Origin of the sequence: Pseudomonas sp. NPDC087626 (assembly GCF_044743405.1) — a bacterium.
Classification (GTDB): Bacteria; Pseudomonadota; Gammaproteobacteria; order Pseudomonadales; family Pseudomonadaceae; genus Aquipseudomonas.
In genome coordinates this window covers 194105-206935 of record NZ_JBIUWJ010000004.1, presented here as the reverse complement: position 1 = coordinate 206935, position 12831 = coordinate 194105, and the positions used below count along the sequence as shown (strand labels likewise).

14 protein-coding genes are annotated in these 12831 nt (G+C 63.5%); 7 read left to right on the top strand and 7 right to left on the bottom strand.

Annotation, left to right across the window (positions count from 1 at the left end):
• The first annotated feature begins 5 nt into the window (after nucleotides 1–5).
• From pgaB to ACIOVD_RS05615, 4 genes are all read left to right on the top strand, one after another.
• Nucleotides 6–2006, top strand: coding sequence for a poly-beta-1,6-N-acetyl-D-glucosamine N-deacetylase PgaB (pgaB, locus tag ACIOVD_RS05630; RefSeq protein WP_401126558.1), 2001 nt, complete (start codon nucleotides 6–8; stop codon nucleotides 2004–2006).
• A gap of 1 nt (nucleotide 2007) precedes the next feature.
• Nucleotides 2008–3366 (top strand): poly-beta-1,6-N-acetyl-D-glucosamine synthase, encoded by a 1359-nt coding sequence (gene pgaC, locus ACIOVD_RS05625; RefSeq protein WP_095170861.1) that lies wholly within the window; start codon nucleotides 2008–2010, stop codon nucleotides 3364–3366.
• Nucleotides 3363–3806 carry a poly-beta-1,6-N-acetyl-D-glucosamine biosynthesis protein PgaD gene (pgaD, locus tag ACIOVD_RS05620; protein WP_095170863.1) on the top strand — a complete coding sequence of 148 codons (444 nt, stop codon included), beginning with the start codon at nucleotides 3363–3365 and terminating at the stop codon, nucleotides 3804–3806. The genes pgaC and pgaD overlap by 4 nt, the downstream gene beginning before the upstream one ends.
• A gap of 89 nt (nucleotides 3807–3895) precedes the next feature.
• The gene (locus tag ACIOVD_RS05615; RefSeq protein WP_095170865.1) at nucleotides 3896–4075 is read left to right on the top strand and encodes a hypothetical protein; all 180 of its coding nucleotides are present in this window, start codon (nucleotides 3896–3898) and stop codon (nucleotides 4073–4075) included.
• A 3-nt stretch (nucleotides 4076–4078) separates the two neighbouring features.
• Here ACIOVD_RS05615 and ACIOVD_RS05610 read toward each other — a convergent pair whose 3' ends face one another.
• Nucleotides 4079–4651, bottom strand: coding sequence for a hypothetical protein (locus ACIOVD_RS05610; protein ID WP_095170867.1), 573 nt, complete (start codon nucleotides 4649–4651; stop codon nucleotides 4079–4081).
• Nucleotides 4652–4868: 217 nt separating this feature from the next.
• Between ACIOVD_RS05610 and ACIOVD_RS05605 the strand changes: the two genes are divergently transcribed.
• The 3 genes from ACIOVD_RS05605 (at nucleotide 4869) to ACIOVD_RS05595 (ending at nucleotide 6550) form a co-directional block, all read left to right on the top strand.
• Nucleotides 4869–5168: a type II toxin-antitoxin system Phd/YefM family antitoxin gene (locus tag ACIOVD_RS05605; protein WP_095170869.1), complete on the top strand. Its 300-nt coding sequence runs from the start codon at nucleotides 4869–4871 to the stop codon at nucleotides 5166–5168.
• On the top strand, nucleotides 5165–5473 hold the full coding sequence (locus tag ACIOVD_RS05600; RefSeq protein ID WP_401126555.1) for a type II toxin-antitoxin system RelE/ParE family toxin: 309 nt from the start codon (nucleotides 5165–5167) through the stop codon (nucleotides 5471–5473). Before ACIOVD_RS05605 ends, ACIOVD_RS05600 begins: the two co-directional genes overlap by 4 nt.
• Nucleotides 5474–5545: 72 nt before the next feature.
• Entirely contained in the window at nucleotides 5546–6550 is a 1005-nt protein-coding gene (locus tag ACIOVD_RS05595; protein ID WP_401126553.1) for a DUF4434 domain-containing protein, read from the top strand.
• An 18-nt stretch (nucleotides 6551–6568) separates the two neighbouring features.
• Here ACIOVD_RS05595 and ACIOVD_RS05590 read toward each other — a convergent pair whose 3' ends face one another.
• From ACIOVD_RS05590 to ACIOVD_RS05565, 6 genes are read right to left on the bottom strand one after another with little or no spacing between them, the layout of a single operon-like run.
• Nucleotides 6569–7696 carry an acyl-CoA dehydrogenase family protein gene (locus ACIOVD_RS05590; protein ID WP_401126551.1) on the bottom strand — a complete coding sequence of 376 codons (1128 nt, stop codon included), beginning with the start codon at nucleotides 7694–7696 and terminating at the stop codon, nucleotides 6569–6571.
• 8 nt (nucleotides 7697–7704) lie between these two features.
• The gene (locus ACIOVD_RS05585) at nucleotides 7705–8370 is read right to left on the bottom strand and encodes an alginate O-acetyltransferase AlgF (RefSeq protein ID WP_401126549.1); all 666 of its coding nucleotides are present in this window, start codon (nucleotides 8368–8370) and stop codon (nucleotides 7705–7707) included.
• Complete coding sequence (locus tag ACIOVD_RS05580) at nucleotides 8367–9839, bottom strand: AMP-binding protein (protein ID WP_401126547.1); 1473 nt, start codon at nucleotides 9837–9839, stop codon at nucleotides 8367–8369. Before ACIOVD_RS05580 ends, ACIOVD_RS05585 begins: the two co-directional genes overlap by 4 nt.
• A 35-nt stretch (nucleotides 9840–9874) precedes the next feature.
• Nucleotides 9875–10120, bottom strand: coding sequence for an acyl carrier protein (locus ACIOVD_RS05575; protein WP_095170881.1), 246 nt, complete (start codon nucleotides 10118–10120; stop codon nucleotides 9875–9877).
• 25 nt (nucleotides 10121–10145) lie between these two features.
• Nucleotides 10146–11726 (bottom strand): MBOAT family O-acyltransferase, encoded by a 1581-nt coding sequence (locus ACIOVD_RS05570; protein ID WP_401126545.1) that lies wholly within the window; start codon nucleotides 11724–11726, stop codon nucleotides 10146–10148.
• Nucleotides 11716–12831: a hypothetical protein gene (locus ACIOVD_RS05565; protein WP_401126543.1), complete on the bottom strand. Its 1116-nt coding sequence runs from the start codon at nucleotides 12829–12831 to the stop codon at nucleotides 11716–11718. The genes ACIOVD_RS05570 and ACIOVD_RS05565 overlap by 11 nt, the downstream gene beginning before the upstream one ends.

Below are 12831 nucleotides of genomic sequence, written 5' to 3'. Positions count from 1 at the left end.
TGCCCATGCTTGCAATCACACGTTGCATCCTGCTGCAGGGGGTCCTGTTGCTCACCGCCTGCGCCCAGCAGGCCCCAGCATTTGTGCCGCCCTCACAACGACCGCTGGCAGCCAGTGAACAGCCCTGGCCGAAAAACCATGTGCTGGGCATTGCCTATCACGATGTCGAGGACCGCGATCCCGACCAGGCGGTGGTCGCTGTGCGCACCGAACGCTTGATCGAGCAATTGGCCTGGCTGCGGGAAAATCACTACCAGGCGGTGACCGTCGACCAGATCATGGCGGCCCGCAAGGGTGGCCCCGAGCTGCCGGCCAAGGCGATCCTGCTGAGTTTCGATGACGGCTATTCGAGCTTCTATACCCGGGTCATGCCGGTGCTGCGTGCTTATCGCTGGCCTGCCTTGCTGGCTCCGGTCGGCAGTTGGATCGACACACCGCTCAATCAACCGGTGGATTTTGCCGGTACTCCACGCCAGCGCTCGGACTTCCTGACCTGGGAGCAGATTCGCGAAGTCTCGCGTTCCGGCCTGGTGGAAATTGCCGCCCACACCGATGCCAGTCACAAGGGCGTGCTGGCCAACCCGCAAGGAAACCTGCAGCCAGCGGCGGCGACCCGTCGCTACGACGCGCTGACTCAGCGTTACGAGACAGAGGCCGAGTTCCAGGCTCGTTTGCGCAGTGACGTGGTTGCTATCTCGGCGAAAATTCGCGCTGTCACCGGCTACGCGCCACGGGTCTGGGTCTGGCCGTACGGCGCCGCCGACGGTAGCGCGCTACAGGTGGTGGACGAGCAGGGCTACCAGATGGCGTTGACCCTCGACGACGGTCTCGACAGCCTGGCTGACCTGATGAGCAGCCCGCGTTATCTGGTGGCCTCGGACCCGGACGGCGAGCATTTCGCCAACAGCATCGTCGGCGTGCAATCGAAGGCGCCGATGCGCGTGGTGCATGTCGATCTGGATAACGTCTACGACCCTGACCCGGCGCAGCAGGACAGCAACCTTGGCAAGCTGATCCAGCGCATGGCCGACATGGGCGCGGACACGGTGTTCCTGCAAGCGTTCGCCGATCCCAAGGGCGATGGGCTGGTGCACTCGCTGTACTTCCCCAACCGCCATCTGCCGGTGCGCGCCGACCTCTTCGATCGCGTCGCCTGGCAGTTGCGCACCCGGGCCAACGTCAAAGTCTTTGCCTGGATGCCGGTGCTCAGCTTTGCCCTCGATCCCGCCTTGCCTCGGGTGACCCGCTGGGATCCCGACAGCGGCCAGGCCTCGGTTGATCCTGGCCAGTACCAACGCCTGTCGCCGTTCGATCCCAACGTGCGACGGATCATCGGCGAGCTCTATGAGGACGTGGCGCGCCTGACCTCGGTCGACGGCATTCTCTACCACGATGACGCCTTGCTCTCGGATTTCGAAGACGCCAGTCCACAAGCCTTGCAGGTCTATGCCGCCAACGGCTTGCCGGGATCGATCGCCCAACTGCGTGGCGATCCGGCCACGATGCAGCGTTGGACGCGTTTCAAGAGTCGCTACCTGATCGACTTCACCCACGAACTCACCGCCAGGGTCCGCGCCATCCGCGGGCCGCAGGTGCGCACAGCGCGCAACCTGTTCGCCGAGCCGATGCTCAATCCGCCGAGCGAAGCCTGGTTCGCGCAGAACCTCGATGATTTCCTCGGCGCCTACGACTGGACTGCCCCCATGGCCATGCCGCTGATGGAGGGCAAGACCCATGAGCAGTCCGGTGCCTGGCTGGAGTCCCTGGTGGCCACGGTCAAGTCCCGCCCCGGCGCCTTGCAGCGCACGGTGTTCGAACTGCAGGCCCGCGACTGGAACCGCAGCGATGCGTCCGCGCCGCTGAGCGGTCAACAACTGGCGGATTGGATGGCGCGTCTCAAGCGCGAGGGTGCCACGAGTTTTGGCTACTACCCCGACAACTTCCTCGAGAACCAGCCGGACCTGAAAACCGTGCGCCCTGCGCTCTCCAACAAGTGGAATCGCTGACATGCTGGACAGACTGCTAGCCGTGTTGGTACTGGCGATCGTGCTGGGGATTCCCCTGGGCGTGATTTTCCTGGTTACCGGGCAATTTTTGATGGACTTCGTGTTTTTCTATCCGCTGTTCATGTCCGGACTGTGGATCGCCGGCGGCCTGTATTTCTGGCTGCACTGGGAACGTCACTGGCCCTGGGGCAAAGACACGTTGCCACCGCCGCTGACCGGTGAACCGCTGATTTCGATCCTGATCCCTTGCTACAACGAGGGTGACAATGCGGCCGATACCATTCATGCCGCATTAGGCCAGCACTACCCGAACATCGAAGTGATCGCCATCAATGACGGCTCCAGCGACAACACCGCTGCCGTCCTCGATGCCCTGGCGCTGCAGGACCCGCGATTGCGCGTACTGCATCTGGCGCAGAACCAGGGCAAGGCGGTGGCCCTGCGCATGGGAGCCATCGCTGCGCGCAGCGAGTACCTGGTGTGCATTGACGGTGATGCGTTGCTCGCACCGGACACTGCGGCTTACCTGGTGGCGCCGATGCTGGACAACGCCCGGCTCGGTGCAGTGACCGGCAACCCGCGGATTCGCACTCGCTCGACCCTGGTGGGACGGGTCCAGGTGGGTGAATTTTCGTCGATCATCGGCTTGATCAAGCGCACGCAGCGGGTGTTCGGACGGATCTTCACGGTGTCAGGGGTGATTGTCGCATTCCGTCGTTCGGCGCTGGATCGGGTTGGCTACTGGAGCCCGGACATGATCACCGAAGACATCGACATCAGTTGGAAGCTGCAACTGGATCACTGGAGCATCTTCTACGAACCGCGCGCCTTGTGCTGGATCCTCATGCCGGAAACTCTCGCAGGTTTGTGGAAGCAGCGGCTGCGCTGGGCGCAGGGCGGTGCCGAGGTGCTGTTCAAGAACATCCGCGGCATCTGGCAATACCGCCATCGTTATCTCTGGCCCTTGCTGTTCGAGTACTGCCTGTCCACCGGCTGGGCCTTCACCTTCCTGCTCTCGGTGATTTTCTGGGCCGTCGGCAAATTCGTCGAAATGCCCGAAGCCATTGCCGTGCATCACTTGTTGCCACCGGCCTTCACCGGGTTGGTGCTGGCGATGGTCTGCCTGCTGCAGTTCGCGGTCAGCATTCTGATCGACCGGCGTTACGAGCGGGGCCTGTGGAAAACCATGTTCTGGGTGGTCTGGTATCCCCTGGTGTTCTGGTTCATCAGCCTGCTGACGACCCTGGTGAGCTTCCCCAAGGTGCTGTTTGGTCAACACCAGAAGCGCGCGCGCTGGGTCAGCCCGGATCGTGGGATCAAACCGCTGAACGACGACGATGACGAGGTGCTCGAACAATGAAAATCATCAGAACCCGGCAACGGCCTTTCCTGGTCGTGCTCGACGCTTTTTTCACGCTGCTGGCCTGGGTCGGCCTGAGCTACCTGTTGGTGCGCGGCCTGTGGCCGTTGCTCAATACACACACTGGACCGCGCATTGAAGTCTCGGTGCTCGACGCCCTCGGTACGTTGCAACTCTACGTCTGGGTCGCCCTGCTCAATGCCGTGCTGCTGATTGCCTGGGCCCGTTACCAGCAGCGCAGGAGCAAAGGCTTCGCGCGTCGCCGAAAAGCGGCACCGGTGGTAGGTGACCATGGCTTGCAGGCAAGCTTTCGCCTGAGCAACGAGCTCCTGATGCAGCTGCGTCGGCCCGGGGTCATGGTGATCCACAATGACGAGGCCGGTGATATCAGCCAGGTGGTCACGGGTTATTTACGGCTCGATCAGTGCAATTACCAATAGATACCCGGGCAACTGAACGTACAGGGATTGGCGTCGATCGGTGAAAGCGCGCACTATCGAGGCAAATCCTGGCGAGTTGGAGGCCAGCTGTGACACAACGTATCGACCGCATTGCCCAATTGCTCAATTGCCCGGTCAAGGGCGAAGAAATGCGCCGGGCAATTACTGAAGCCCGCAAGGACTCTCTGCTGGATGACGACGATGAGGAGGATGACGACGAGCCATCCTGCGCGCCGGACGCTGGCGATGATCCCGACCCCCAGGCTTGACCCCTACCACCAGCTGCGATTGCTCTCCAGTTCGGCCCGGCATTGCTTGAGTTGCCAGCCGTAGTTTTTCGCCTGTTGCTCAACCTTGCGCGCCACCTGCATCAGCCAGGGTTTTTGCCGGTAACTCTGGCGGCTGAACCCGCCACGCCCCTCATGGTAGGCCAGGTACTGGCTGTAGGTATCCCACTTGGAAATCCCTAGCTGGCGCTGAGTGCCGGCGGCGTACCAACCGACGAACATCACCGCGTCGTCAAAATTGTCCCGCGAGCCGCCATTGCCGGTTGCGCTCTTGTACTCGCCCCACACCGGATCCTGCGCCTGGGCATAGCCATAGGCCGAGCTGACCCGACCCCAGGGAATCACCCACAGGAAATAGTCGCGAGGGGGCAGGGCGTCCTCCACGAAGCTGCTTTCCTGCTTGATGATCGCCATCGCCACATGAGGCGGCAGTCCCCAGGCTTGCTCCATTTTCAGCGTGTCTTCATACCAGTCGGGGTACTGGCGGTAGATGCTGCAAATGTTGCCCTGGTCCCGCGGCGGCGTGGTCGAACAGCCGGCCAGCAGGGCCAGGGCCATGAGTACTGCGAAAAACCGTCCGTGCAAAAATCACTCAATTGGCGACGGGCCAATCCTTGTTGGTTGAGAGGGGGTTTAAACATTTTCGCCTCCTGGGTTGCGGGCGAAACTGGATCCGGCCCCTCTGTGTGGCACGCAGCCGGTCAGATGTGCGTTGACCCGCTCGCGCTAAATCGAGCACTATCAGGTACCTTTTTTAGTACCTTGGAGTTTGCTCATGGAGCAACTACTCGCTAGCCGCTCAGTCAGCATCACCGAACTCAAGCGCAGCCCGAGTACTGTAATCGAGCTGGCGGGGTCTGAGGCTGTGGCAATACTCAATCATAACCGCCCCGCAGCTTATCTTTTACCCCATGCGGCTTATCAGGCGTTGCTGGAGCGCTTGCATGCCGCGCAAATACGCGAAGCGATAGCGGCCAGCCGGACTGACCCTCGGCCGGCAATAGACGCGGACACGATGTTCGCCGAGCTCGACGCGATCGTTGAGCAGGTCACGGCTGAACCAGGCCGTCCGTGAGGCAGTTGTCGTTCAGCGCCATGGTGCGCGACGATCTACAACACATTGCCCGCTATATCGCTCGAGACAATCGCACCCGCGCTCGAACCTTTGTTGATGAGCTGCGCCAGCGCAGTCTATTACTGATTGAGCAGCCGGATCTGGGCGTTGCGCGTGAAGACTGCGCCAAAGGTCTGCGCATGCTTACCCATGGACGCTACCTGATCTTTTATAGCGTGAGCGGGCAAGGCATCCTGATAGAGCGTGTTTTACACAGCGCGCGGGACCTCGGGCGTCAGTTCGCAATCGACGACCAGAACCTTTAGCGCACACGCAAGTCGCTATGATGAAGTCCCCTGCATGCAGATGCTCCCACAGCCCCAGTCAGTGAGACCTCAATGCCCAATCCATTGAACCCGCCATGCCAAGGTCGGCGGCAGCTCTTGCGACTGGCGGCTTGTGCACCGGTGCTGGCCTTGCTCGGTCCGCTAGGCGGCTGCTCGCGCAAGCCGCAGATGGACGCCACTTTCCTGCAGATCTGGAAAAGCCACGCCGAACTCAGCCGCGATCAGTGGGCGACGCGTATGGCGGCCATGGCTGAATTGGGCTGTGATGAGCTGGTGCTGCAGTGGGTGGGGTTGCTCGGCGGGGACGAGCCGGACTGGATGCTCCCAGACCCGGTGATGCAGGACCTGCTGGACACCGCCGGCGAGCATGGGATGAAAGTGCGTATCGGCCTGCCTTACGACAATGGTTGGTGGCAGGCGCTGTCGGCCACTGACGAGCCGACCCAGGCCGCGTTCTTCAGTGGGTCTTTGCAGGCGGCGAGTCGCTACATGCGCGAGGCGCCGTGGTCCGCGCATGAGCAGTTTGCCGGTTGGTACATCCCGTACGAAATCGAGCAGTACCACTGGACCGAACCCGCCCGACAGGAGCGCCTGGGCAAATGGCTGACGGCCTTGTCGGGGGTGTCGCAGAACGCCGGTCATGGTGTCCCGGCCATCTCCACCTACTACAGCACCCTGCAGACCGACGGCAGCCTGGTGCAACTGTGGCAATCGCTGCTGGCCCGCACCCAGCTGCGGCCCATGGTGCAGGACGGCGTGGGGGTGGCGGGCTGGAACAACCTCCAGGCGATCGAACCGCTGCTGCAGTACCTGCGTCAGCGTGGGGTGAAGTTCGAGGTGATTGTCGAACTGTTCGAGCAACTGCCGTCAGCGCGTAACGACGGCACTGACTTCAAGGCAGTTTCGGCAGACTACCCGCGGGTCCAGCGTCAGTTGGAGTGGGCCCAGACCACGGGCGCGGAACGCATCATCGCGTTTGCCGTCGATCCCTGGGCGACCGGTACCGACCCCCAGGCGCAACGCTTGCGCCAGCAGTGGCTCAAGGCGCGCTCCTGAGGTTGGCGCCAGCAGGGCTCAGAGTGAGCGCCCGATGATCTCGCGCATGATTTCACTGGTGCCACCGAAGATCCGCAGCGCCCGCGCATCGGCCCAGGCGCGGCCAATGCCGTACTCGGCGCTGTAGCCATAACCGCCATACAACTGCAGCAACTCGTCGAGAATCTGCCCCTGCATCTCGGTGGCATTGAGCTTGGCCATGGCCGCGACCACCGGGTCCAGCTTGCCCTCCATCAGTTGCAGCGCGCAGTCGTCGAGGAATACCCGGAGCATGGTCAGGCGAGCCTTGGCATCGGCCAGGACAAAGCGGTTGTTCTGGTAGTCGATGACGCGCTTGCCGAACACCTTGCGACCCCGGGTGTACTCCTTGGTCTGTTCGAGCATGCCCTCGGTCGACGCTGCGGCCCGCAGGGCGATGGCCAGGCGTTCACGGGACAGCTCGTGACTCATGTATTCAAATCCGGCATTCAATTCGCCGAGCAGGCAATCCACCGGCACCCGCACTTCATCGAAGAACAGCTCGCAGGTGTCCTGGGCGTGCTGGCCGATCTTGCGCATGGCCGGGCCCTTGCTGAAGCCGGGCAAGCCTTCTTCGACACAGAACAACGACAGGCCGCGAGCGCCCAGTTCGGGGTCGGTGCAGGCCAATACGATCACCAGGCCAGCGTTGACCCCATTGGTGATGAAGGTCTTCTGCCCGCTGAGCACGAAGTCCTCGCCATCGCGTACCGCACGGGTGCGGATCGCCTTGACGTCGCTGCCGGCACCGGGCTCGGTCATGGCAATCGCGCCGATGACCTCGCCGCTGGCCATTGCCGGCAGCCAGCGGTCTTTCTGCGCCTGGGTGCCGAGGTTCCAGAGATAAGGCGAGACCATGTCCGAGTGAATCGAGAAGCCGATGCCCAGGCAATTGGCCCGCGCCAGCTCTTCGATGACCACCACGGCGTGGCCGAAATCACCGTCGGCGCCATAGGGTGCCGGCAGCGCTGAATTGAGCAGGCCTTGCTCGCCGGCCTCTCGCCACAGTTCGCGCGGGGTCACCCCAGCGGTTTCCCATTGGTCGTAGCGCGGCACGATGCGCTCGGCGATGAAGCGTTGCACCTGCTCGCGAAACAGCAGGTGGTCTTCGCGGAATATCTTGCGCATGGGGAGGCCTATTTCGCGTAGAGGTCGGTGCTGCTCAGTTGCCCGCGTAGCACGGGCGCCGCAGCGCTGCCGGTGAGGAACAGGCTGTAGTGATCACCGGGCTTGAGTTGCGGCAACGCCAGTTTCTCGGCCGTGGCCTTGCCACAGCCGGCACTCAGTGACGCGCTCACCGGGTTGATGGCACGCGCAGCAGTGCTGAGTGGGGCTACGTCGGCAAACAATACCGGGCCGCCGTCAGCCACTGCCAGGCTGCCTTTGGGGCAATCGCTCGCCAGGTTATAAAAGCGCAATTCGGCTTTCAGGGCGTCCTCGCTGCCGGCACTGTCGTCCAGCACCTGCAACTTGCCATCCTGCGGTACCAGAGTGTTGAAGCTGTCCGGCGCCACTTGCAGTTGGCCTGCGGGCTTGCCGTCGAGGGTCACGCTGAAGGCTTCGTTGCCCTTGACGATTGCATAGCTGCTGGCCAGTTGGCTTGGACCGATCGCTTGCACGGTGCCGTTGCTGATTTGCACCTTGAGGCTTTCGGCGCTCGGGTTGACCACCCGGACAAAGGCTGAGCCCGCCGGAGGGCGAGGGGCGTACAGCTGGGCCAGGACGCCTTCGGCCATGGCCGGGCCTGCCAGGCAAGTGCCCAGCAGCAGGGTGGCGCGAAGGGTAAAGGCACGCGGGTTCATGGTTGCTCCTTGGTGGGTTTCATGCGCGTTTCCCGGTATTGGGACTCCAGGCGCTTGCGGTCGACCTTGTCGGACACGTTGGTGGGGAACAGTCCGCAGGCCACCAGTTCCGAGGGCACCATGTAGTGCGGCAGGCGTTCGCCGAGGGTTTGTTTCCAGTCGTGCAACTGCTCCGGCAAGGGGCCGATCACCCCGGGCTCCAGGGTTTCGGGGGAGGAGACGAAGCCGATCATGCGCACCAGGCTGCCATCGGGACGGCGCAGGGCAATCGTGGTGGCCGCGTGGACGCCAGGCAGGCTGGCCAGCGCGGCATCGATCTCACCCAGCTCGATGCGGTAGCCGTTGAGCTTGATCTGGTCGTCGCGCCGGCCATGGAAGTACACCAGGCCCTGCTCGTCGATTTCGCCAATGTCGCCGGTGCGATAGGCGCGCTTGCCGTTGTGCAGGAACAGGCTCTTGGCGGTCAGGTCAGGCCGCCCGAGGTAGCCACGCATGACGTGGTCGCCGGCGATGCAGATCTCCCCGTCGTCGAGGAATACCTCGGCATAGGGCTTGGCCCGGCCGATCGACAGCGGATTGCGCGCGCCGTCGAGGGGGCGCTTGATTTCGACCCAGGTGGTCGAGCAGGTCGCTTCGGTCGGGCCATAGGAATTGATGATGCGCGCGTCGGGAAAGCGCGCCCAGAGCTGCTCGGCCATGGCCGGCGACAGCGACTCGGCGCCGAACACGAATACCCCCAGCTGTGGCAGGTGGGCCTGGTTGAAATCGTCATTGAGGAACTGCTGGCGGACGAAGGCCGGCGTCGACGCCCAGACCTGCACCCCGGTATCGGCCAGGTAGCGCACGAAGGCGTCGGGCGCGGCGATGGTCTCCCGTGGGCAGAGTACGCAGGCGCCACCCAGGGCCAGCGCGCCACACAGGTCGAACAGTGAGAAGTCGAAGCTGAACAGCATCTGGTTCATGAACGCCGGACGCGGCCCCAATGCCAGGCAGTCGCGGATCCAGCTGGCGAACAGCGCGACGCTGTCGCGACCGATCTGTACGCCCTTGGGTTCACCGGTACTGCCCGAGGTGAACATGATGTAGGCGATGCCCGGCTCCGCCAGCGGCGCGCAGACTGCGGCACCTGCTTCAAAACGATTGAGGGTGGCGTTGTAGCACTGGGCGGCGGCGACCCGTTCGGTGATCAGCTTCAGGCGCTCAGGTGGGTTGATGCTGTCGACGGGCACGTAGGTGATGCCCAGGCGCAGGCAGCCGAGCATGGCCACCACAAACTCGATCTCCTTGTGTCCGCTGATCACCAGCGCGTGGCCCGGCAGCACGCCAGCCGCCCGCGCGCGGTGCTGCCAGGCATCGGTAGCCGCCAGCAACCCGGCCCAGCTGATCTGGCGCTGGGCGTCGCTCAGCGCGGGCTGCGTGGCGGCCTGATCCTGTTCGGCGAAATCACATCGATCAAAGTCAAAATACATACAGCCCCCTGAGTAGTGAGGGACGGCGTGGGCCGTCAGGCTTTCTGGTTTTCCTCGACAAAGGCGGCCAGAGCGTTGACCGACTCCAGGTGTTCTTCGATTTCGGTTGGTGGAACCTTGCAGCCAAAGGCCTTTTGCACCGCCAGCACGATATCCACGGCCGTCAGCGAGTCGACCAGGCCGGATTCGATCAGCAGATCGTCCGGTTCAACGGTGGACTGGATCACGTTGGCGACGATCTCGCCGAGTTGGGTTACGAGTGCTGCATTGGGTGTGCTCACGAGGTCATGCTCCGCTAGTCATTGATCAGAATTGGAAGTACAGGAAGCGCGCTTCCTTGTGCAGGTTCATCAGGCACAGGAACAGCAACGCCGCCAGGATCACCAGCCATTTGAACGTCGGGGCCCAGCGCAGGAAGGCCGGTCCGTTCGGCTGCGCCTTGGCCAGTGCCGGTGAGAAGGTGCCCATGATCTGGTGCGAGTTGGGCAGGAACCAGACCACGCACAGCAGGGCGATGATATGGAAGATAGCAAGGTGGCGGCCCATGAACATCCGCCAGGCGTCGCCCCAGGCGATCTGCGCCGGGTAAACCACGTTCGGCAGGCTGTCGAACCCGCGCAAGCCCAGCATGCCCTCCACCAGCCGCAGCGCATCCTGGGTGTCCTCGGCCCGGAAGAACGCCTGGGCGATGATCACCACGGCGAAGGTCAGCAGGACGTAGCCGGCTTCCTTGAGGCGGTTGTCCTTGCGCGCGGCGACCGGTGTGCGGCCCACCACGAAGATGCGCCAGGCGTGGTTGATCGACAGGTAGGCGGCGTGCATCAGGCCGAAGATCAGGTACTGCAACCCGGCGCCGTGCCAGATGCCGGCCAGGCCCATGGTGAAGGCGGTTGGCAGGATGATGGTGGCGGCAAACCCGCCCAGGCTCGACACGCCCTGGGTGCCCACCGGCAGGTTGCGCTTGGTGCGGTAGCGCGACACCGCCATGGCCACCGGGTAATAGAGGTAGGCGGTCAGGTAGCGGGTCAGGGTCATGTGCCAGCGCGCCCAGAACTCGATGATGCTGCTGGCCTTGTACGGCGAGTTGAAGTTCAGCGGGAAGCGGATGCCGAACATCTTCGCCAACCCCAGGGCCATGTCCGAGTAGCCGGAAAAGTCGAAGTACAGCTGCAGTGCATAGGCCAGGCCCGTGCCCCAGGCGGCCCAGAACTGCAACTCGCCCGGTTGGGCGAAACCGGCATCGGCGTAGGGTGCGATCGGGTCGGCCAACAGCACTTTCTTGGCCAGGCCGATGACGAACAGCATGCCGCCGACGCTGAGGTTCTCGGCGTTGAAACGGTAGGTTTCGCGCTTGGCGAACTGCGGCATCATTTCCTTGTGATGCAGGATCGGCCCGGCGATCAGGTGCGGGAAGAAGGTGACGAACAGCACGTAGCTGAGCAGGCTGCGTTCCTTGACGATGCCGGCGCGGCAATCGAGCAGGAAGCCGATCTGGGTGAAGGTGAAAAACGAGATGCCCAGCGGCAGGATGATGTCGTCCAGCCGACCGCTGCCAAACCCCCAGTCGTGGGCGAAGTTCATCAAGGTGACGAAGTACTTGTAGTGGATCAGCAGGGCGATGTCCGCCGCCACCCCGACCGTGGCCACGGCCAGTTGCAGGCGTGGTCGGTGGGCGGTGCTGAGGATGACCTGGCTGATCGCATAGTTGAAGGCGATCGAGCCGATCAGCAGCATCACGAACTGCGGGTTCCACCAGCCGTAGAACACCAGCGAGGTGATGCACAGCCATACGGCGGCCATCCGCGGGCTGATGGCGCTGAACAGGTAGTGGGCCGCCAGGGTGACCGGTAGAAACAGGAAGAGGAAGAGATAGGAGTTAAAGAGCATGGTCGTCCTGTTGCTTAGGCAATGTGGCCAGCACGGCGCGTTCGTCGGCCGTCAGCGGCAGGGATAGGGCCATCTCGGAAAACTCCCAAATGACCAGCTTGAGGCTGGTAGGCCATTTGTCACGTTTGGCCAGGGCGGCGAGCAACGCGCCGGAGAACTGGCCACCGTCCATGCTCTGGTTCCACACCTGGCGGCCCAGGGTGATCCCCAGGCGTTCGGCAAACTCACTGCGCCGGCCGTTGGAGCTGCCGGCCAGCAGCACTTCCACGGGAGGCGTGTCATCCAGCAGGCCGCCACTGCGCAGCGGTTCGATACTCACCGGCTGCGCCATGTCGAGGGCGGGGCGCCAGGCCTGGCTGGCCTGCTCCAGGCCGGCCAGGCTGATCAGGTCGCCCATGCGCGGCACGGCGGGGCCTGGGGGCGAAACGTTGAACGCCTGGCTGCCCTTGCTCCCCAGCAGCTCCACGGCCTGCGTCCCGACCACTTCGGCGGCTGCTTGAGCGCCGACTGCCGTCATGTGTACATCGGTGTGGAAAAAGCGCGGCTCGTTGCCCTGGGCCAGTGCGGGAAAAAGGTCGCTGTGGGGTACGCCGGCACGCGCCAGGCGGGCTTGCCAACCCTGCAGGCGGGCCTGCAGTTGGGTGCTCTGTTGCAGGCCGCAAAGGCCTTCGGTCTGCACCCGCGACTTGTCTGGCACCGTCACCACCAGCACTTGCAGGCCGTGTGCACGCAGGTCGCCGACCCAGTGCTGCATCAGGCGCACCCGGGCTTCATAGGCGTCGTGCACCCCGGGTTGCGCGCGCAGGCCGTCGCGATAGAACAGCCAGTTCGGGCAACCCTGGACCACCTGCGCGCCGAGGTCACCGAGGAAGCGATAACGCACCGCCGAGCTGATGGTGTCCGCCTCGTCCTGCAGCGGCAGTTTCATCACGTGTCCGAGCACCTGTCCGGCCGAACCGTCAACCCAGGCCGAGGGCTTGAGTTGCCCTGGCTCGAGCTTGGCGTGCAGGAGCATCCAGATGCCCACCGCCTGCCCGACCAGCAGCAGGCCGATGATCGCGGCGGCGCTCATGCGGTGCGAGACTGGCTTTTGCTCGTTTGCCAT